Here is an 18,942-nt window from a genome sequence, read left to right as displayed (position 1 = left end):
GGCAACGGAAAGGCCGGGATTCCCATGGACCTGACCTCACCGTGGCTTCCCCCCTCCGAGGACGAGAGCCGGACGCCGCGCAGCAGCCCCACCGCGCGCAGCGCGATGCGCTGTGTCCGCTTATTGCTCGGCTGCGCCAGCGCCGCCGAACTCCTCGGCACCGTCCTCGCCGAGGGCCCGAGCTGGATCACCGGTGAGGGCTCCGCGCTCTACCTGGTGGATTCCGCCGGAATGCTCCGGCTCACCGCCTCGCACGGACTGCCCGACTGGGCCCACGAGCGGTACAGCCTCGTCGACCCGGCGAGCGAGCTGCCCGCCGCGATGGCGCTGCGACTGCGCCGCCCGTACCTGCTCAGCCCGGAGCGCACCAGCGTCGACTACCCCAACCGCAACGCCGGCATGGGCACCGGCATGGTCGCCCTGATCACCCTGCCGATGATCGTCGACGAGCGGCCCATCGGCGTGCTCGCCCTCGCCCTCGCCCACCGGGGCACCGTCCCCCGCCGGGACCTGGACGTCCTGGAGACGCTCGGCGACGCCTGCGCGCACCGGCTCGCCCACCTGCTCGACAGCGCGCGGGCCGGCGCCCGCCCGGCCGGGACGGCCCGCCCGGCCGGCGACACCGCCGCCGGGGCGGGCGGCGACCCGGCCGCCGGCCTGGCCCACCCGCTGCTGTCACTCGCCGTGCGCTCCGCCGGGCACGGCGCCTTCGAGCGCGACCTGGTGACCGGCGAGACCTACTGGGACGCCACCGCCTACCGGGTGGTCGACCGGCCGGTGCCGCCCGAGGGTGCCCCGGCCACCGCCCCCGACCTGGACCGGCTCGTCCACCCCGAGGACCTGCCGGAAGTGCAGGCCGCCCTCGCCGAGGCGCTCGCCACCGGCGGCCCGTACCGGATCGAGTACCGGGTGCCGCGCCGGGGCGGCGGCGCGATCCGGATCGAGGAGACCGGTGAGGTGATGCTGGACGTGCACCGGCGGCCGGTCCGGATCGCCGGGCTGCTCGCCGACCTGGACCGCGCCCGCGCCCCCGAGGAGGAACCGCCCCCCGGTGCGGCGGGTGGTGGTCCCAAGGCCGTCGGCGCCCGCTCGGCGCTGCTGCTGGCGCTCACCCGGGCGCTGTCCCGGGCGGTCACCGTCCGGGACGTGACCACCGCGGTGACCGATGTCGCCCGGCCGGCGTTCGGCGCCGCCAGCATCGTGCTCGACCTGGTCGACGAGGGCCGGCTGCTGCCCGTCTCGCACACCGTCTACGGCGGTCCGCGCCGCACCGAGCTGACCCGGCTGGCCGACCTCTCCGAGGGCGTGATGCAGCACTCGCTGGCCCGCTCCTCACCCCTGTTCAGCGAGCCCGGCCCGGCCCGGCGCAGCGGTGGCGGGCCGCTGACCCCGGCCTCCTGGGCGGTGCTCCCGCTGGTCGCCTCGGGACGGCAGGTCGGCTCCTGTCTGATCACCTTCTCCACCGAGCGGACCTTCGGCCGCGAGGACCGCACCCTCTACTCCGCCTTCGCCGGCATCCTGGCGCAGTCCCTGGAACGGGCCCGGCTCTACGACATCCACCACCACCGGGCCACCGAACTCCAGCGCGCCATGCTGCCCCGCACCCTGCCGCGACTGCCCGGGCTGGCCAGCGCCGCCCGCTACCTGCCCAGCACCGAGGGCATGCAGATCGGCGGCGACTGGTACGACCTGCTCCGGCTGCCGGACGGCCGGATCGGTCTGGTGATCGGCGACGTCCAGGGCCACAACGCCGAGGCCACCGCCGTGATGGGCCAGCTGCGCAGCGGCCTGCGCGCGTACGCCACCGACGGCCACGACCCGGCCGCCACGCTGGCCAGGACCAGCCGGCTGCTGTCCGAGCTCGACACCGACCTCTTCGCGACCTGTCTCTACCTCACCCTCGATCCCGCCGACGGCAGCCTGCGGGCGGCCCGGGCCGGGCACCCCTCGCCGGTCCGGATCGCGGCGGACGCCAAGGCCGTCGAGCTGGACCTGCCGGGCGGTCCGCCGCTGGGCGTGGACCCGGGGATGCCCTACCAGCTGGCGGTCGGGCACCTGGCGGTCGGCGAGACGCTGCTGGTCTACACGGACGGGCTGGTCGAGGACCGCGAGGAGGACTACGACGAGTCGGTGCAGCGGATGCTCGGCGGCCTGGAGCTGTGGGCCCGGCAGACCGGACCGGTCGGGCTCGGCCCGACCGCCGCCCTGGACCGGCTGGCCGATCTGCTCACCCTCAATGTGACCGAGCGCCGTTCCCGGCCGGACGACGTCGCCCTGCTGCTGCTGCACCGGAGTTCGCCGGTGCCGTGAGCGGGGCCTCGTCCACCGGCGGTACCCAGCCGGCACCCAGGTGACGCGGAGGCGCGCGGCCGGGCGCCTCCGGCGCGGGCCGTCCGGGCTCGAAGGAGGTCTGATTGGCGTCGTATTGACGGGATATTGACGAGATCCAGTCAGTTGGCGAGATCCGTTCACACCTTCGTAGGATCATCACCCTAGAATTCGCGGCGTGACGATGACTCAGTGGTGCGCAACGGCAACCGGCGTTCTCGCCGCCCTCGCCCTCGTGGCCGCCGCCCGCTACCGCGCGGTCTCCGTCACCCAGCGCCGCCGGGCCGACCGGCAGCAGCGCGACAACAACCGCCTCAGGGAACAGCTCGCCGCCCAACTGGCCCACCGCGGAACCGAGCTGGCCGCCGTCCAGCAGGAGCAGGAACTCAACGCCTCCACCCAGCGGGCCTTCCTCAGCGTGGCCCGCCGGATCCTCGTGATGGCGCACGACCAGCAGGCCCTGCTGGACGAGATGGAACGCACCCACGACGACCCGGCGCTGCTGGAGGGCCTGCTCAAGGCGGACCACGCCGCCGCCCAACAGGCCCGGCTCGCGCAGACGCTGGCCGTCCTCTGCGGGGCCCGGGCCGGGCGGCACTGGCCCGAGCCGGTCCCGCTGGAGGACGTGGTGCGCGGCGCCCAGTCACGCATCCTGCCCTTCCAGCGGGTGGTCGTCCGCAGCCGGATCGAGACCGCCGTGGTCGGCGCCGCCGCCGAGGCGCTCATCCACGCCGTGGCCGAGCTGCTGGACAACGCCACCCGCTACTCGCCGCCCAGCACCCAGGTGTTCGTCACGCTGATGCCCGTCCACAACGGCGCCGTCGTCGAGATCGACGACGGCGGCGTCGGCATGCCCGAGCAGGCCGTCGCCAAGGCCGCCTCCGCGCTGGCCGGCGGCACCTCGCTGGAGGTCTCCCGGCTGGGCGAGGTACCGCAGCTCGGACTGGCCGCGGTCGGCCGGCTCGCCGAGCAGTACGGGTTCCGGGTCACCCTCAGCTCCGCGCCCTCCCCCTACGGCGGCGTGCGGGTCGTGGTGCTGCTGCCGAACGCGCTGCTCACCGAGCCGCTCCCGCCGACCGTCCCGGGCCTGGGCCCCGACGACCCGGCGTTCAGCCCCGGCCCCCGCCGCACCCCGGCCGACCCGTACCCGGCCGGGCTCCCGATGACATCCGGCCACCCCCTGGTGGAGACCCCACCGCCCGGCCCCGCCGCCGCGCCGCCACTGCCCCGCCGGAGCCACCGGCGCGACCGCGCCAGCCGCCACGGCACGCCGTCGGCCCCCCCGCCGGCGCCCGCGCCGTACCGGTCGGCGCAGGACGCCCGGACGTTCATGGCGATGTTCCAGGCCGGCACCGCCAACGGCCGATCGGCCGCCCGGACGCAGGCCCAGCCCCACCCTTCCCTTCCCGCTTCCCCCCAGCTCCCCCAGCGCTTCGGAGAGTTCCATGACCACCACCCCTGATCTCGGCTGGCTGCTCGCCGACATCCTCACCGTCCCCGAGGTCCAGCACGCCGTCGTGGTGTCCAACGACGGCCTGGAGATCGGCCGCAGCGCGGGCATCCCGCGCGAGGACGCCGAGCGGCTCGCCGCGGCCTGCTCGGGCCTGCAGTCGCTGGCCCGCGGCGTCGCCCAGGGCTTCGGCGGCCACGGCAGCTCCACCCGCCAGATCGTCATCGAGTACGGCGGCGGCTACCTCTTCGTCGTCGCCGCCGGTGCCGGGGCCCACCTGGCCGTGGTGACCGGCGAGGCGGTGGACGCCGGCCTGGTCGCCTACCAGATGCAGGTCCTGGTCGAGCGGATCGGCAGCCATCTCACCAGCCCGCCGCGCGTCGATCACGCGGCGGGGGGCCTGCGGTGAACGGGCCGGTACGGCCCTATGTGATCACCGGTGGCCGCAGCCGGCCCACCCGGGCCGCGCTCGCCGTCGAGAGCCTGGTCAGCGCGTTACCCGACCGGCCCGAACTGCCCGAGGACGCGCTGCTCAACCGTGAGCACCAGCGGATCCTGGAGCTCTGCCGCAGCCTGCTGTCGGTCGCCGAGGTGGCCGCCTACCTCGGGCTGCCGCTCGGCGTCGTCAAGGTCCTGGTCGGCGACCTCTGGGACCTCGGCGCCGTCCAGGTGCTCCCGCCCGTCCCGCAGGCCGAACGCCTGCCCGCAACCCTCCTGGAAGAGGTGCTCGTTGGCCTCCGCCAACTCCGCTGACCGGCGCACCGCCGAGCAGCAGGCGCAGTCGCAGCCGCCCGAACCGCAGTACCTGCCCCCGTCCGTCCAGGGCGCGGTGAAGATCCTGGTCACCGGCCCGTTCGGGGTCGGCAAGACCACGCTGGTCGGCGCGCTGAGCGAGATCACACCGCTGCGCACCGAGGAGACCATGACGGCCGCCAGCGCCGGCATCGACGACCTCACCGGGCGCCCGGGCAAGACCACCACCACGGTCGCGCTGGACTTCGGCCGGATCACCCTCAACTCGCGGCTCGCCCTGTACCTCTTCGGCACGCCCGGACAGCAGCGGTTCTGGCCGCTCTGGGACGACCTGTCGCGCGGTGCGCTCGGCGCGATCGCGATGGTCGACCTGCGCCGCCCGGACGAGGCCTTCGACGTGCTCGGCCGCCTGGAGGAGCAGCGGATCCCGTTCGCGGTGGCCGTCAACACCTTCCCGGACACGCCGAGTTACCCCGAGGAGGAGCTGCGCTCCGCCCTCGACCTGCTGCCCGAGGTACCGATCCTGTACTGCGACGCCCGGGACCGCCGGGCCGCGTACGACCTGCTGATCGACTTCGTCGACCACCTGCACTCCACCGCCGTACTGGAGCTCCAGCGATGACGACTCCCGATCCGGGCCCGGCTGCCGCGCGGTCGACCGGACAGCTTTCCCCGCCCCCCGGCTGCCCGGCGCACGCCGGCGGCGGCCTGCCGACCGGGGTGCCGCTGCCGCCGCTGTGGGGCGCCGCCGTGGCCGAGGACCCGCACGGGCTGTACGCCCGGCTGCGGGACCGGTACGGCCCGGTCGCGCCGATCGAGCTGGAACCCGGGGTCGAGGCCTGGCTGGTGATCGGCTATCCCGAGCTGCTCGAACTCACCCGCAACGAGGCGCTGTTCTCCAAGGACTCGCGCCGCTGGCGGGTCCCCGCCGAGGGCCGGCTGGCCGCCGACTCCCGGCTGCTGCCGATGACTTCCTGGCGCCCCACCCTGCTCAACCTGGACGGCGCCGAGCACCAGCGGCTGCGCGCGGCGGTCGCCGACACGCTGGCCCAGATCGACCACCGCCAGCTGCGCGAGACCACCGAGGCAGCCGCCGACGCCCTGATCGACAGCTGGGGCCCGGACGGCACCGCCGACCTGGTCGCCCAGTACGCCCGCCGGCTGCCGCTGCTGGTCTTCACCCAGCTGCTCGGGCTGCCCGCCGAGGCCGGACCGCGCCTGGTCGAGCTGATCAGCCACTTCGTCGACAGCAGCAAGGACTCCGTGCGCGCCAACGCGGAGTTCCAGGCGATCCTGGTCGACCTCGTCCGGCGCCGCCGCGCCGAGCCCAGCGCCGACCTCACCTCCTGGCTGCTGGCCCACCCGGCCGCGCTGAGCGACGAGGAGGCGGTGCACCACCTGGTGGTGATGATGGTCGCGGGCAACGAGACCACCATCAACTGGACCGGCAACACCCTGCGGCTGCTGCTCACCGACCGCCGCTTCCGGGCCACCCTCACCGGCGGCCGGCTCACCGTGGCCGACGCGCTGGAGGAGGTGCTCTGGCGCGACCCGCCGACGCAGAACTTCCCCGGCCGGTGGGCGACCGGCGACACCGTCCTCGGCGGCCAGTACATCAGCGCCGGCGACATGCTGGTGCTCGGCCTGGCCGCGGCCAACGCCGACCCGGCCGCCCAGGGTGCCTCGTCCGCCACGCAGGGCTCCCTCGGCGGCAACCGGGCCCACCTGGCCTGGGGTGCGGGCAAGCACGTCTGCCCGGCGCAGCACCCGGCCCGGATCATCGTCGAGACCGCCGTCGAGACGCTGCTGCACCGGCTGCCGGACCTCCAGCTCGCGGTACCGCCGCAGGACCTGGCCTGGCGTCCGTCCCCCTGGTCGCGCGCCCTGGTCAGCCTGCCGGTGCTCTACAGCGCCTTCACCCCGCCCCGCCCGCCAGCCCCCGAGAGGCCGTCATGGACACCGCCGCCCCTGAGCACGACCGAACCGGCCACCGGCCGGAGCCCATCCGGCTCGACCCCTTCGGACGGGACCAGCACGGAGAGAACGCCCGACTCCGGGAAGCCGGCCCGGCGGTCCTGGTGGAACTCCCTGGCGGGGTGGTGGTCTGGGCGATAACCCACCACGACACCCTCCAGGAGCTGCTCGCCGACCCCCGGGTGGGCAAGAACCCGCAGCTCTGGACCACCTTCACCGAGGGACGGCTGCCCAAGGGCTGGCCGCTGCTGAACTTCGTCACCGTGCCGGGCATGATCACCGCGGACGGCGAGGACCACCGGCGGCTGCGCGGACTGGTCACCCAGGCGTTCACCCCGCGCCGGGTCGCCGAGCTCCAGCCCGCCATCGAGGCCCGCACCCTGGCGCTGCTCGACGGCCTCGCCGGGCTGGAGGGCGGGTTCGACCTGCGCGAGCACTTCGCCTACCCGCTGCCGATGCAGGTCATCGGCGAACTGCTCGGTCTGCCGGCCAAACAGCAGGACGAACTGCACGAGCTCTCCGACACCCTGGTCTCCAGCTCCGCCACCCCGGAGGCCGCGATCGCCGCCCAGCAGGGGCTGCAGGCGCTGCTCGCCTCCGTGGTCGAGGCCAAGCGCACCGAGCCGGGCGACGACCTGACCACCGATCTGATCGCCGCGCGCGAGTCCGGGGACCGGCTCAGCGAGCGCGAGCTGGTCGGCACGCTGCTGCTGATGCTGGTGGCCGGCCACGAGACCACCCTCAACCTGATCACCAACGCCGTCCGCGCCCTGCTCGCCCACCCCGACCAGCTGCGGCTGGTGCTCGACGGCGAACAGCCGTGGTCCGCGGTGATCGAGGAGACCCTGCGGTACGACTCGCCGGTCGGGCAGTTCCCGCTCCGGTACGCGACCGAGGACATCCCGGTGGGCGAGGTGGTGATCCGGCGCGGCGAGGCGCTGCTCGCCTCCTACGCGGCCGCCGGTCGCGACGCCGGGCACTACCCGGACGCCGACCGCTTCGACCTCACCCGGCAACCGAACCGGCACCTCTCGCTCGGGCACGGCCCGCACTTCTGCCTCGGCTCCGGACTCGCCCGGATGGAGGCGGAGACGGCGCTGCGCCACCTGTTCGACCGCTTCCCCGGGCTCGCCCTGGCCGAGGGAGCCGCCCCGGAGCCGATCGGGTCGTTCATCAGCAACAGCGTGCGGACCCTGCGGGTGACGGTGTGACACCGCCGCGGTGACCTGAGGGCGGCCGGGTCGTTGGGGGTTCCATGAAGAAACTCGCGACCCTGGCCGCCCTCACCATGGCAGGCCTCGCCCTGGCCGCCCCGGCCGCGTCGGCCACCACCTCCACCGCGACGTCGCCGGACGCCCTGGACGGGCTCTCCAGCGGCCTCAACCTGTCCCCCACCGACCTCGCCCTGCACGAGGCGGGCAAGCTCCCGCTGGTCGGGCACACCGCCCAGGAGGTGGAGGCGATCGGCACCAACCAGATGACCCACCCCGGCCTCAGCGGGCAGATCGGCTGACCGCCCGCCGGAGGCCCGGCCGAAGCCGGGCCTCCGCCGTCCGGCGTCGCGCCGGGTCAGCCCCGCGCCAGCGCGTTCAGCTCCTGGTAGGTGAGCCCGCCGTCGAGCGCGGTGTACGTCCCCCCGGCGTACACCTCCTCGGCGGCGCGGCGCACCGCCGCGTACGCCGCCTTGGCCAGCCCCGGCCCCAGGCTGACCCGGGCCACCCCGAGCTTCGCCAGCTCCGGCACCGACGGCGAACCCGGACCGGCCAGGATGTTCAGCGGTGCCGGGACGGCGGCCACCAGGGCGGCGATCGTCTCCGGATCCGCCACCCCGGGCACGAACACGCCGTCCGCGCCCGCCGCCACGTACGCCCGCAGACGGGCGACGGCCTCGTCCAGCCGGCCGGCCGGATCGCCGAGCTGCCGCAGGAAGACGTCGGTGCGCCCGTTGACGAAGAGCGCGACACCGGCCGCGTCCGCGGCCGCCCGGGCCGCCGCGATCCGCTCCGCCGCCTCGGCGGCGGGCCGTGCCCCGTCCTCCAGGTTCACCCCGACCGCGCCGGTGGCGAGCAGCGCGGTGACCGTCCCGCCGACCTCGGCGGCCGTCGCGCCGAAGCCGCCCTCCAGGTCCGCCGTCACCGGCAGGCCGACCGAGCGCACGACCAGCGCGGTCTGGGCGAGCACCTCGTCGCGGTCGGCCGCCTCCCCGTCCGCGCTGCCGAGCGTCCAGGAGACGCTCGCACTGGCCGTCGCGACGGCCCGGGCACCGGCGGCGGCGACCAGGCGGGCGCCCGCCGCGTCCCACACGTTGGCGAGGACCAGCGGGTCACCCGGACGGTGCAGGGCGTGCAGGGCGCGGGCCCGTTCCCGCTGAGTGGTCGTCACGGCGCGCACCCTACTTGGCGGCCGGGCTCAGGCGGGAGGTCACGCCGATCCGGTTCCAGGAGTTGATGGTGATGATCAGCGCGATCAGCTGGGCCAGCTCGGCCTGCTCGAAGTGCTCGGCCGCCTCCTGGTAGACGGCGTCCGGCACGTGCCCCTGGGTCAGCAGGGTGACCGACTCGGTCAGTGCGAGGGCCGCCCGCTCCTTGGCGGTGAACCAGGAGGTCTCGCGCCAGGCGGGGAGGGAGAGCAGGCGGTGGTTCTGCTCGCCGTTCTTCAGCGCGTCCGTGGCGTGCATGTCGATGCAGAAGGAGCAGCCGTTGATCATCGAGGCGTGCACCTTCACCAGCTCCGCCAGCACCGGGTCCACGCCCTGCCGGGCGGCCCGGTCCAGCGCGACCATGGCCTGGTAGAAGGCGGGGGACTGCTCGGGGAGGGAGATCCGCTGCTCGGGGGCGGACACGGTGGCGTTCTCGTTCGTCGTCGTCATACCGGCCAGCCTAGGGGCCGAGTGGACTGTCGGACCGGCACATTCGGGCCCGGAAATCGTGGGCCACTCGGGCAGCGGCGGGGCTCCCGGACGCCCCGCCCGAGTGTGGCACGGCGAAGGCGGAAGAACGAGGGGCGCGGGCCTGCCCGGATGCGAACGGCCGTGCGAGGATCGCGGGGAGGGCGGTACCGGTGGGCCGCCCGGTGTGGGCGAGGTCAGGGGGACAGGATCGTGTGCACCGCGTTCGTCAGCATCGAACCGACGCGGCCGGTGCCCGTGCTGCTGCTGGCGGTGCGGGACGAGTACGCCGGGCGGCGGTGGGCCCCGCCGGGCCACCACTGGCCCGCGCACCCGACCGCCGTCGGCGGGCTGGACCTGGCGGCGGGCGGGACGTGGCTCGCCGTCGAGCCGGCGACGGCGGGGACGGCGGGGACGGCGGGGACGGCGGCAGCAGCGGGGACGGTGGGAGCGGCGGGGACGGTGGGAGCGGCGGGGACGGGCGCGGGGGCCGCCGCGGCCTGTCTGCTGAACGGCTTCGGGAGCATGGCGCCGGCCCGGGCGCGGCTCTCGCGCGGCGAACTGCCGCTGACCGCCCTGCGGGACGGCGGGCTCGCCGGGGTCGACCTGGAGCGCTACGACCCGTTCCACCTGGTCCTCGCCGGCCCCGCCGGGGCCCGGGTGCTGAGCTGGGGCGGCAGCGCCCTGACGGAGCGCGCGCTGCCGTCCGGCCTGAGCGTCGTGCTCAACGACGGGCTGGAGGGGCTGGCCGAGGACCGGACGACCTCGGCACTGGTCCGCTCGCTGATGGCCGCCCGGGCCGCGCACTTCCGGGCCCGCTTCGAGGCCGCCGCCCGACCCTCGCCGACGCCCGGCCCGGCCCCGACGGAGCGGGCGTGGGGCGCGTGGCTCCCGATCGTCTCCGGCGACGGCCTGGCGCTCGACGATCCGGCGGCGCTGATCCAGCGGCGGGAGTTCGGCGACGGACGGATCTGGGGCTCGTCCTCGGTGTCGCTGCTCGCCTTCGGGCCCGACGGGGTGCGGTACGACTTCGGCCCGGCTCCGGTGACGGAGCCGGGCAGGCCGGGCGAGGGCTGGCGCCGAATCCGGTAGACGGGTGGAGTACCGTACACACGCTCCCCCGTCGGACCGAGCCGCTCAGCCCTGCGCGCGCGCCTCCAGCCAGCGCTTCGCGAGGGTCGCGTTCACCGTGTAGAAGAACTCCGACTTGAGCCCGGGCTCACTGGTGAGCGCCTCCACCCAGGTCATCGGCCAGTTGCGGCGCCGGTAGTGCTGGTGCACCGCCCGGGTGAAGGCGGCCAGGTTGCCCTGCAGGCTCTTCTTCTCCACGCCGAGCCGGGTGGCCAGCGCGGTGTAGCTCACCCGCGCGTCCGGCCGCTCCGCCAGGATGTCCAGCACCCGGGCCACCGTCTGCACCGAGCCCAGCGGCTCGATCATCAGCTGGCGGAAGTCCTCGACGGTCCACTCGACGACCGGGAGCTTGCCGTCGTCCGCCCCGGCCGCCTCCGCCGGTCCGGCCGGGGGGACCGGCGGAACCGGGGTCCCGCCGCCCGCCGCCGTCCCGATGCCCGCCGTGGCACCGGTCAGTTCCGCGAGGTAGGCGTACACCTGCGTGACGTACTGGCTCGGCACGGGTACCGAGACGAACTGCGGCTGGTTGTCCTGCGTCATGGTGGATCCTCCCCTGGTGTGCCCGCCGGCCTGCTGTCCGGCGACAGCACCGATCCTGACAGACCGCCAGTCGACCTGTCCAGCCTTTACTGCCATGTTCTCTAGGACTCTGTCGGGCAGCTGTCGCCGCTACTGCCCCCGATCGGCCCGGGCTGCACCCCTGCACCGGAGCGGCCGGGACGGCGACCAGGGCGGCCCACCGCGGCGGGGACCGACGATAATCCGGTACGGACACAAGCCCGGACGGCACAGCGCCCCGCACGGATCGGCTCCTCCCGCCCATGAGCAGCACCTCCTGGACCGCCTTCGGCGGCGATCTGCACCTCGACCTCACCGGCCGCCGGGCCGCCGGGGTCGGTCTGCGGGCGGCGCTGGAGGACGCGCTGCGGGAGGCCGTGCAGGACGGCCGGCTGGCCCCGGGCACCCGCCTGCCGTCGTCCCGGGCGCTCGGCGAGGACCTCGGGATCGCCCGCAACACCGTGGTCGAGGCCTACGGGCAGCTCACCGCCGAGGGGTGGCTCGCCTCACGGCAGGGGTCGGGCACCACGGTGGCCGGGCGGACCGCGCCCCGGCCCGCCACCCGCGCGGCCGACCTGCCGCACGGGCGCCGGACGGCCCGGTACGACCTGACGCCCGGCCGGCCGGACGTCTCGCTCTTCCCGCGCACCGCCTGGCTGGCCGCCGCCCGGCGGGCGCTCGCCACCGCGCCGCACGAGGCCTTCGGCTACGGCAGCCCGCTCGGGCGGATCGAGCTGCGGCAGGCGCTCACCGACTACCTCGCCCGGGTGCGCGGTGTCCGGACCGACCCGGACCACCTGCTGATCTGCTCCGGCTTCACCCAGGGCATCGGCCTGCTCTGCACCGCCCTGCGCGAGCGCGGACCGGGGCGGGCCCGCGGCGCCCGGACCCTGGCGGTCGAGGGGTACGGGCTGCCGCCGCAGCGCGAGTCGGTCCGGGCCGCCGGGCTGACCCCGGCGCCGCTGCCCCTGGACGACGCGGGTGCCCGGACCGACCTGCTCGGCGCCCGGCGGGACGCGGCCGTCCTGCTCACCCCCGCCCACCAGTACCCGACCGGCGCGGCGCTGGCCGCCGAACGGCGGTCGGCCGCCGTCGGCTGGGCCCGGGAACTGGACGGGTACGTGATCGAGGACGACTACGACGGCGAGTTCCGCTACGACCGGCAGCCGCTCGGCGCGATGCAGGCCCTCGACCCCGAACGGGTCGTGTACGCGGGCACCGCGGCCAAGAGCCTGGCCCCCGGCCTGCGGCTGGCCTGGCTCGCCCTGCCGGACGCCCTGGTCGAGCCGGTGGCCCGGCTGAAGCAACGGGCCGACACCATGTCCCCGGTGCTGGACCAGCTGACCCTCGCCGAGCTGATCACCTCCGGTACCTACGACCGCCACGTGCGCCGCTGCCGGCTGCACTACCGCCGGCGGCGGGACGCGCTCGTCGCGGCGCTCGCCGCCCGCGCCCCGCACGTCCGGGTCACGGGCATCGCCGCCGGGCTGCACGCGGTGCTGCGACTGCCGCCCGGCGCACGGTCGGAGGCCGATCTGCTGGCCCGCGCCGAGGCCCTGGACCTGGCCGTCACCGGCCTCTCCTGGCACCTGGCCGACCCGGCACTCGCCCCGCAGGCCCCGCCCGCCCTGGTGGTCGGCTACGCCACCCCGCCCGACCGGCTCTTCCCGGCCGCCCTGGACGCGCTCTGCGAGCTGCTGCGCACGGCGTGACCGGAAGGCTCGGCACCCACGCCGCCGAGGCCTTCCGCTACGCCGGCGAACGACCTTGCCGGGGAGGCTACTTGTTCCGGTTGCCCAGCTCGAACAGCAGGATGACGAAGCCGGCGAAGGCATGGGTGGCGACCATGTAGATCAGCACCCGGATGCCGACCCGGCGGTTGGCCCACTTGCCGGCGTCGACGGTCTTCGGGGCGACGGCGGGGGCCGCGGCCCCGGCCGCGGTGTCGGCGGTGACGGTGGTGACGGTGGTGGTGGGATCAGCCATGGGAGATCTCCTCCAGGAGTTCTGACGGTGGGTCAGTGGGGTGCGACAGGACCGCCGCCGAGGCAGAGTTCGCCGCCGGGGCTCTGCAGCAGGGTGTGGACGAAGAGCAGCTCGACCCCGCCCGCCGAGTCGGCGGCGATGCAGTGCGGGGTGAGCGAGTCGAAGTGCGCGGAGTCGCCCTCCGCGAGCTGGTGGACGCGGTCGCCGAGGGTCAGCCGCAGCCGGCCCTGGAGGACGTAGAGCCACTCCTCGCCGGGGTGGACCCGAACCACGTCGTCCTGCACGCCCTGGGGGACGTGGACGCGCAGCGCCTGCATCGCCCGGCCGGGGGCACCGGCCCGGCGGTAGCCCCAGCCGCCCGCGCGGCCCGGTTCGATCGCGCCGCCGCGCACCACCGGGTCCGGCTCGGCCATGGACTCGCCGAGCAGGCCGGAGACGGAGGTGCCGTAGGCGCGGGCGAGGCCGAGCAGGACGGGCAGCGAGGGCTGCCGGCGGCCGGTCTCCAGCCGGGACAGATAGGCTGGGGAGAGTCCGACCCGCGAGGCGGCGACCTCCAGCGTGAGGCGACTGCCGAGTCGGTGCTCGCGCAGCCTCGCGGCGAGGCCGACGACCTCCACGTCGTCGATCCGGTCGCCGGGGGTCGAGGGGCCGGGTGGGCTGGTGGTCATGTGACCAGTGGACACCTCGCGTGCCGCACAGGCAAGAGATTTGCCCCAGAGGCAAACCCTCGACGATCCCGCGCCCGGCCCGCCGGACGGGCCCGGGGCGGGCCCCGGGACGGGCACTACGGCCGGGGGATGTTCCGCAGGTTGCTCCGGGCCAGGTCGATCATGCGCCCGACCCCACCGGAGAGCACCGTCCGCCCGGCCGCCAGCGCGAACCCCTTCACCTGGGCGGCCGTGATGTGCGGCGGGATGGAGAGCGCGTTCGGGTCGGTGACCACGTCCACCAGCGCCGGGCCGGGCCGTTCCAGCGCCTCGGCGAGCACCTCCCGCACCCGCGCCGGGTCGGTGACCCGCTTGGCCGGGATGCCCATCGCCCGGGCGATCCCGGCGTAGTCGACGTCCCCGTTGTCGATCTCCGCCTCGGGGTAGCCGGAGACCAGCATCTCCAGCTTGATCATGCCGAGCGCGCCGTTGTTGAACACCACCGTCTTCACCGGCAGCCGGTGCCTGACCACGGTGAGCAGTTCGCCGAGCAGCATCGAGAGCCCGCCGTCCCCGGACATCGACACCACCTGCCGGCCGGGACAGGCCAGCTGGGCGCCGATCGCGTGCGGCAGCGCGTTGGCCATCGAACCGTGCAGGAAGGAGCCGATCACCCGACGGCGGCCGTTCGGCCGGAGGTAGCGGGCGGCCCAGACGTTGTTCATGCCGGTGTCCACGGTGAACACCGCGTCGTCGGCGGCGACCTCGTCCAGCACCGAGGCCACGTACTCGGGGTGGATCGGCAGGTGCTTCTCGATGTCGCGGGTGTAGGCCCCGACCACGTCCTCCAGCGAGCGGCAGTGCTTGCGCAGCATCTCGTCCAGGAAGGCGCGGTCGTCCTTGGGCTCCAGCAGCGGCAGCACGGCGCGCAGGGTGGCCGAGACGTCGCCGTGGACCGCCAGCTCCAGCGGGGTGCGGCGGCCCAGCCGGGTGGCGTCGTGGTCCACCTGGACGGTGCGGGCCTGCGGGAGGAAGGAGTCGTACGGGAAGTCGGTGCCGAGCAGGACGAGCAGGTCGGCGGAGTGCAGCGCCTCGTGACAGGCGCCGTAGCCGAGCAGACCGCTCATGCCGACGTCGTAGGGGTTGTCGAACTGGATCCATTCCTTGCCGCGCAGGGAGTGCCCGACCGGCGCCTGCAGGGCCTGCGCGACCGCCATCACCTCGGCATGGGCCCCGCGGACGCCCGCGCCGCAGAACAGCGTGACCCTGCGGGCGTCGTTGAGGGCGCGGGCGAGCGCCTGGACCTGCCCCCAGGGCGGCGCGGCGACCGCCTGCTCGGTGAGGAAGCCGCCGCTGCCGGTCGGCCCGGCGGCCGGCAGCGCGGCGACGTCCCCGGGAAAGACCAGGACGGAGACGCCGCGGGCGCCCAGCGCGTGCTGGATCGCCACCCGCGGCAGCCGGGGCGACTGCGCGGGCGTGGACAGCGTCTCGCACCAGCTGCTGCAGTCGGTGAACACCCGCTCGGGGTGGGTCTCCTGGAAGAAGCCGGTACCGATCTGCCCGGACGGGATGTGCGAGGCGAGCGCCAGCACCGGCAGGCCGCTGCGCTGGGCGTCGTAGAGGCCCTGGATCAGATGCGTGTTGCCGGGCCCGCAGGAGCCCGCGCAGACCGCCAGCCGGCCGCTCAGCTCGGCCTCGGCGGCCGCCGCGAAGGCGCCGGCCTCCTCGTTGCGGACATGCACCCAGCTGATGCCCTCGGCCCGCCGGATCGCGTCCACCACCGGGTTGAGGCTGTCCCCCACCACTCCGTAGACCCGCTCCACCCCGGCCTGCCGGAGCACCTCCACCATCTGCTCGGCCACACTCACCACGGGGCGCTCCTTCACCGGCCGCCGGTTGCCACGGGACACCAGCACCCTCCGGCGGGGCGGCCCGCGCCGCACCCCGGCCGGGGCCGAAGGGGTGACGGGCGGGACCGCCCGCGGCGACCGGCCGGGCTACTCGGCCGCCAGGTGCTCCGGCCCGGGGCCCAGCGTGCCGCTGACCACCCCCGCCTGCGGCTGGCGCCGCGCCGGCTCACGGCCCGGCGGCTGGCCGCACCGCTCCTGGGCGGGCGGCACGGTGGTGGGCAGGGTGACCGGCTCGCCCGCCTTCACCTGCACGCCCTCCCCGTCGTGCCGCAGGTGGATGACCTCGCCGCGGCGCAGCGTGTAGGTGGTGCCCTCGTGGGTGATCCGCACCCCGAGCAGCTGCCCCCGGATCATCAGCGAGAAGCTCAGCCGCATCAGCCCGGCCGGCAGCCGGGGCCGGAAGGAGGGCGACTCGCCGTGGTCCCGCAGCCCTCCGAACCCGGCCACCAGGGCGATGCAGGCCCCGGCCAGCGAGGCCATGTGCAGACCGTCGCGGGTGTTGCCGCCGAGGTCGTGGAGGTCCATCAGGGCGGCTTCGGCCGTGTAGTCGTACGCGAGGTCCAGCTGCCCGACCTCGGCGGCGATCACCGCCTGGGTGCAGGCGGAGAGCGAGGAGTCGCGGACGGTCAGCCGCTCGTAGTAGGCGAAGTTGCGGGCCTTCTGCTCGTCGGTGAAGGCGTCCCCGCGCACCTGCATGGCGAGCACCAGGTCGGCCTGCTTGACCACCTGCTTCCGGTACAGGTCGAAGTACGGGTAGTGCAGCAGCAACGGGTAGTTCTCCGGCGGGGTGTGCTCGAAGTCCCAGACCTGGTGGTCGGTGAAGCCGTCGGCCTGCGGGTGGACGCCGAGGTTCTCGTCGTAGGGGACGAACATCGCCGCGGCGGCGTCCCGCCAGGCGGCGGTCTCCTCGGTGTCCACCCCGAGCGCGGCCGCCTCGCGCGGGTGCCGCGCGGCGGACTCGGCGGCGGCGCGCAGGTTGCTCTGCGCCATCAGGTTGGTGAAGACGTTGTTGTCGGCGACGGCGCTGTACTCGTCCGGCCCGGTGACCCCCTCGATGCGGAACTTTCCGACCGGGTCGTGGTGGCCGAGCGAGCGCCACATCCGGGCCGTCTCGACCAGCAGCTCCAGCCCGTACTCGCGCTCGAACTCGACGTCCCCGGTGGCCCGGACGTAGCGGGCGACGGCGGCCGCGATGTCCGCGCCGATGTGGAACGCCGCCGTGCCGGCCGGCCAGTAGCCGGAGCACTCCTCGCCGCGGATCGTCCGCCAGGGGAACACCGCGCCGGCGAGGCCGAGTTGGACCGCCCGGTCGCGGGCCATCGGCAGTGTGGTGTGCCGCCAGCGCAGCGCCTGGTTGACCGCGCTCGGCAGGCAGTAGGTGAGCACCGGAAGCACGAAGGTCTCGGTGTCCCAGAAGCTGTGGCCGTCGTACCCCGGACCGGTCAACCCCTTGGCGGGAATGGCCCGTTCCTCGCTGCGGGCACCCGCCTGGAGCACGTGGAAGACGGCGAACCGGACGGCCTGCTGGAGTTCGACGTCGCCCTCGATCTCGACGTCGCTGGTGTCCCAGAACTCCTCCAGGAACGCGGCCTGTTCGGCCACCAGCCCGTCCCAGCCGGTGTACCGGGCGGCGGTCAGCGCGGCCTCGACCTGGTCGCGGACGGCGGGCAGCGAGCGGGTCGCGGACCAGCCGTAGGACATGAACTTCACCAACCGCAGCTTCTCGCCCGGCTGGAGCAGGGTGGTGACGCTGATCCGGCAGTGGTCCGCCTCCGCCTCGGCGACGGTGTCCAGCCGGTCCGGCCCCTCGATGACGTGGTCCATCCCGGCCGCGACCCGGATGCCGCTGTACCGGGTGCGGTGCACCAGCACGGCCTTGCTGCCGCCCGCGTGGTGCGCCTCGGCGAGCAGCGGCGCCTCCAGCACGGCGGAGGCCCGCGGGTCGCCCTCGGCGCCGCCGGGCAGCTGCTCGTTGGCGACCAGCTCCGACTGCAGGACGATCCGCACCGGCGCGCCCACCGCCTCCACGGTGTACTCCACGGCGGCGATCGCCCGCTGGGTGAGGGAGACCAGCCGGGTCGAGTGCACCTTGACGGTCCGCCCGGCCGGGGAGGTCCACTCCGCCTCGCGCCGCAGCAGCCCGTCCCGGAAGTCCAACCACCGCCGGTGGCCGATCAGTTCGCCGTAGCGCAGATCGAAGGGCTCGTCGTCCACCAGCAATCGGATGATCTTGCCGTTGGTCACGTTGATGACGCTCTGGCTGGACTCCGGGTAGCCGTAGCCGCCCTCGCCGTACGGCAGCGGGCGCAGCTCGAAGACGCCGTTCAGATAGGTACCGGGCAGACCGTGCGGCTCGCCCTCGTCCAGGTTGCCGCGCAGGCCGATGTGGCCGTTGGAGAGCGCGAAGACGGACTCGGCGCGGGCCATCGCGGTCAGGTCCAGGCCCTGTTCGGCGATCTGCCACGGATCGACGGCGAAGTTGTCCAGCCCGGTCATGCCGCGCCTCCTTCGAGCAGCTCGGCGAGGTCGGTGACGACCACGGTGGCGCCGTGGTGGCGCAGTTCGGCGGCCTGCCCGGTCCGGTCCACGCCGACCACCGCGCCGAAGCCGCCGGCCCGGCCGGAGGAGACCCCGGCGAGCGCGTCCTCGAAGACCGCGGCGTGCGCGGGCTCGACACCCAGGTCCCGGGCGGCGGCCAGGTAGGTGTCCGGCGCGGGCTTGCCCGGCAGGCCCTCCCGCTTGGCGACGACGCCGTCCACGACGACGTCGAACAGCTCCTCGATCCCGGCGGCACGCAGCACGTCCCGGCAGTTGGCGCTGGACGAGACCACCGCGGCGGGCAGCCCGAGCGCGCGCAGCCGGTGCACGTAGGCGACCGAGCCGTCGTAGGGCTGGACGCCCTGTTCGCGGATCATGCGCAGCACGGTGTCGTTCTTGGCCAGGCTGACGCCGTGCACGGTCCGGGCACCGGGCGGGTCCGCGTCGGTGCCCTCGGGCAGGTCGATGCCCCGGCTGTGCAGGAACGCCCGGGTGCCGTCGAGTCTCGGGCGGCCGTCGACGTGGGTGTCGTAGTCGGTGACGGCGTCGAAGGGGACGAACTGGCCACCGGTGCGGGCCGCTTCGGCGCGCAGGAAGGCGTCGAAGGTGTCCTTCCAGGCCGCTGCGTGCACCTTGGCGGTCTGAGTGAGCACCCCGTCGAGGTCGAAGAGGAAAGCGCGGATGTCGTCCGGAAGCCCCAGCATGGGTGCAGTCTTACCCGCGAACGCGGGGAAGACCCCCATTCCCGGCGGCGCGTCGCGGGAACGGGGGTCTTCCGGG

At 74.8% G+C, this 18,942-nt stretch carries 18 protein-coding genes; 10 read left to right on the top strand and 8 right to left on the bottom strand.

Translation table 11 applies throughout. From position 1 onward, the window contains the following. Nucleotides 1-24 precede the first annotated feature (24 nt). The 8 genes from ACFXHB_RS26970 to ACFXHB_RS26935 all read left to right on the top strand — a co-directional run bounded on the left by ACFXHB_RS26970 (nucleotide 25) and on the right by ACFXHB_RS26935 (nucleotide 8,018). The gene (locus ACFXHB_RS26970; protein ID WP_380577229.1) at nucleotides 25-2,310 is read left to right on the top strand and encodes a SpoIIE family protein phosphatase; all 2,286 of its coding nucleotides are present in this window, start codon (nucleotides 25-27) and stop codon (nucleotides 2,308-2,310) included. A 202-nt stretch (nucleotides 2,311-2,512) separates the two neighbouring features. Further along, nucleotides 2,513-3,790 (top strand): sensor histidine kinase, encoded by a 1,278-nt coding sequence (locus ACFXHB_RS26965; protein WP_380577251.1) that lies wholly within the window; start codon nucleotides 2,513-2,515, stop codon nucleotides 3,788-3,790. Beyond that, nucleotides 3,774-4,187, top strand: coding sequence for a roadblock/LC7 domain-containing protein (locus ACFXHB_RS26960; protein ID WP_380577228.1), 414 nt, complete (start codon nucleotides 3,774-3,776; stop codon nucleotides 4,185-4,187). The genes ACFXHB_RS26965 and ACFXHB_RS26960 overlap by 17 nt, the downstream gene beginning before the upstream one ends. Beyond that, nucleotides 4,184-4,531, top strand: coding sequence for a DUF742 domain-containing protein (locus ACFXHB_RS26955; protein WP_380577227.1), 348 nt, complete (start codon nucleotides 4,184-4,186; stop codon nucleotides 4,529-4,531). The genes ACFXHB_RS26960 and ACFXHB_RS26955 overlap by 4 nt, the downstream gene beginning before the upstream one ends. Beyond that, nucleotides 4,509-5,153 carry an ATP/GTP-binding protein gene (locus ACFXHB_RS26950; protein ID WP_380577226.1) on the top strand — a complete coding sequence of 215 codons (645 nt, stop codon included), beginning with the start codon at nucleotides 4,509-4,511 and terminating at the stop codon, nucleotides 5,151-5,153. Before ACFXHB_RS26955 ends, ACFXHB_RS26950 begins: the two co-directional genes overlap by 23 nt. Beyond that, entirely contained in the window at nucleotides 5,150-6,646 is a 1,497-nt protein-coding gene (locus ACFXHB_RS26945; protein WP_380577225.1) for a cytochrome P450, read from the top strand. The genes ACFXHB_RS26950 and ACFXHB_RS26945 overlap by 4 nt, the downstream gene beginning before the upstream one ends. Further along, the gene (locus ACFXHB_RS26940; RefSeq protein WP_380577224.1) at nucleotides 6,610-7,716 is read left to right on the top strand and encodes a cytochrome P450; all 1,107 of its coding nucleotides are present in this window, start codon (nucleotides 6,610-6,612) and stop codon (nucleotides 7,714-7,716) included. Before ACFXHB_RS26945 ends, ACFXHB_RS26940 begins: the two co-directional genes overlap by 37 nt. Before the next feature lie 44 nt (nucleotides 7,717-7,760). Continuing rightward, a complete protein-coding gene (locus tag ACFXHB_RS26935) occupies nucleotides 7,761-8,018 on the top strand; it encodes a hypothetical protein (protein WP_380577223.1) in 258 nt (85 codons plus the stop codon). 56 nt (nucleotides 8,019-8,074) lie between these two features. Here ACFXHB_RS26935 and ACFXHB_RS26930 read toward each other — a convergent pair whose 3' ends face one another. Both ACFXHB_RS26930 and ACFXHB_RS26925 read right to left on the bottom strand, forming a co-directional pair. Beyond that, on the bottom strand, nucleotides 8,075-8,887 hold the full coding sequence (locus ACFXHB_RS26930) for an isocitrate lyase/phosphoenolpyruvate mutase family protein (protein WP_380577222.1): 813 nt from the start codon (nucleotides 8,885-8,887) through the stop codon (nucleotides 8,075-8,077). Nucleotides 8,888-8,897: 10 nt separating this feature from the next. Next, a complete protein-coding gene (locus ACFXHB_RS26925; protein ID WP_380577221.1) occupies nucleotides 8,898-9,374 on the bottom strand; it encodes a carboxymuconolactone decarboxylase family protein in 477 nt (158 codons plus the stop codon). Nucleotides 9,375-9,605: 231 nt separating this feature from the next. Between ACFXHB_RS26925 and ACFXHB_RS26920 the strand changes: the two genes are divergently transcribed. Continuing rightward, nucleotides 9,606-10,484, top strand: a complete 879-nt coding sequence (locus ACFXHB_RS26920) for an NRDE family protein (protein ID WP_380577220.1) — start codon at nucleotides 9,606-9,608, stop codon at nucleotides 10,482-10,484. A 45-nt stretch (nucleotides 10,485-10,529) separates the two neighbouring features. On the opposite strand, the gene ACFXHB_RS26915 is transcribed toward ACFXHB_RS26920, so the two are convergent. Next, nucleotides 10,530-11,063 carry a hypothetical protein gene (locus tag ACFXHB_RS26915; RefSeq protein WP_380577219.1) on the bottom strand — a complete coding sequence of 178 codons (534 nt, stop codon included), beginning with the start codon at nucleotides 11,061-11,063 and terminating at the stop codon, nucleotides 10,530-10,532. A gap of 281 nt (nucleotides 11,064-11,344) precedes the next feature. Between ACFXHB_RS26915 and ACFXHB_RS26910 the strand changes: the two genes are divergently transcribed. Continuing rightward, nucleotides 11,345-12,793, top strand: coding sequence for a PLP-dependent aminotransferase family protein (locus ACFXHB_RS26910; protein WP_380577218.1), 1,449 nt, complete (start codon nucleotides 11,345-11,347; stop codon nucleotides 12,791-12,793). Between the two features lie 67 nt (nucleotides 12,794-12,860). Here the strand turns inward: ACFXHB_RS26910 and ACFXHB_RS26905 are convergent, their stop codons facing one another. The 5 genes from ACFXHB_RS26905 to ACFXHB_RS26885 all read right to left on the bottom strand — a co-directional run bounded on the left by ACFXHB_RS26905 (nucleotide 12,861) and on the right by ACFXHB_RS26885 (nucleotide 18,866). Then, nucleotides 12,861-13,067 (bottom strand): DUF6126 family protein, encoded by a 207-nt coding sequence (locus ACFXHB_RS26905; protein ID WP_380577217.1) that lies wholly within the window; start codon nucleotides 13,065-13,067, stop codon nucleotides 12,861-12,863. 32 nt (nucleotides 13,068-13,099) lie between these two features. After that, the gene (locus tag ACFXHB_RS26900) at nucleotides 13,100-13,735 is read right to left on the bottom strand and encodes a helix-turn-helix domain-containing protein (RefSeq protein ID WP_380577216.1); all 636 of its coding nucleotides are present in this window, start codon (nucleotides 13,733-13,735) and stop codon (nucleotides 13,100-13,102) included. A 116-nt stretch (nucleotides 13,736-13,851) separates the two neighbouring features. After that, nucleotides 13,852-15,564, bottom strand: coding sequence for a pyruvate dehydrogenase (locus ACFXHB_RS26895; protein ID WP_380577250.1), 1,713 nt, complete (start codon nucleotides 15,562-15,564; stop codon nucleotides 13,852-13,854). 147 nt (nucleotides 15,565-15,711) lie between these two features. Continuing rightward, a complete protein-coding gene (locus ACFXHB_RS26890; RefSeq protein WP_380577215.1) occupies nucleotides 15,712-18,120 on the bottom strand; it encodes a glycoside hydrolase family 65 protein in 2,409 nt (802 codons plus the stop codon). Further along, nucleotides 18,117-18,866, bottom strand: a complete 750-nt coding sequence (locus tag ACFXHB_RS26885; protein WP_380577214.1) for an HAD family hydrolase — start codon at nucleotides 18,864-18,866, stop codon at nucleotides 18,117-18,119. The genes ACFXHB_RS26890 and ACFXHB_RS26885 overlap by 4 nt, the downstream gene beginning before the upstream one ends. Nucleotides 18,867-18,942: the final 76 nt, after the last annotated feature.

The organism is Kitasatospora sp. NPDC059327 (genome assembly GCF_042752535.1).
GTDB lineage: Bacteria > Actinomycetota > Actinomycetes > Streptomycetales > Streptomycetaceae > Kitasatospora.
This window is presented reverse-complemented; position numbering and strand designations above follow the sequence as displayed.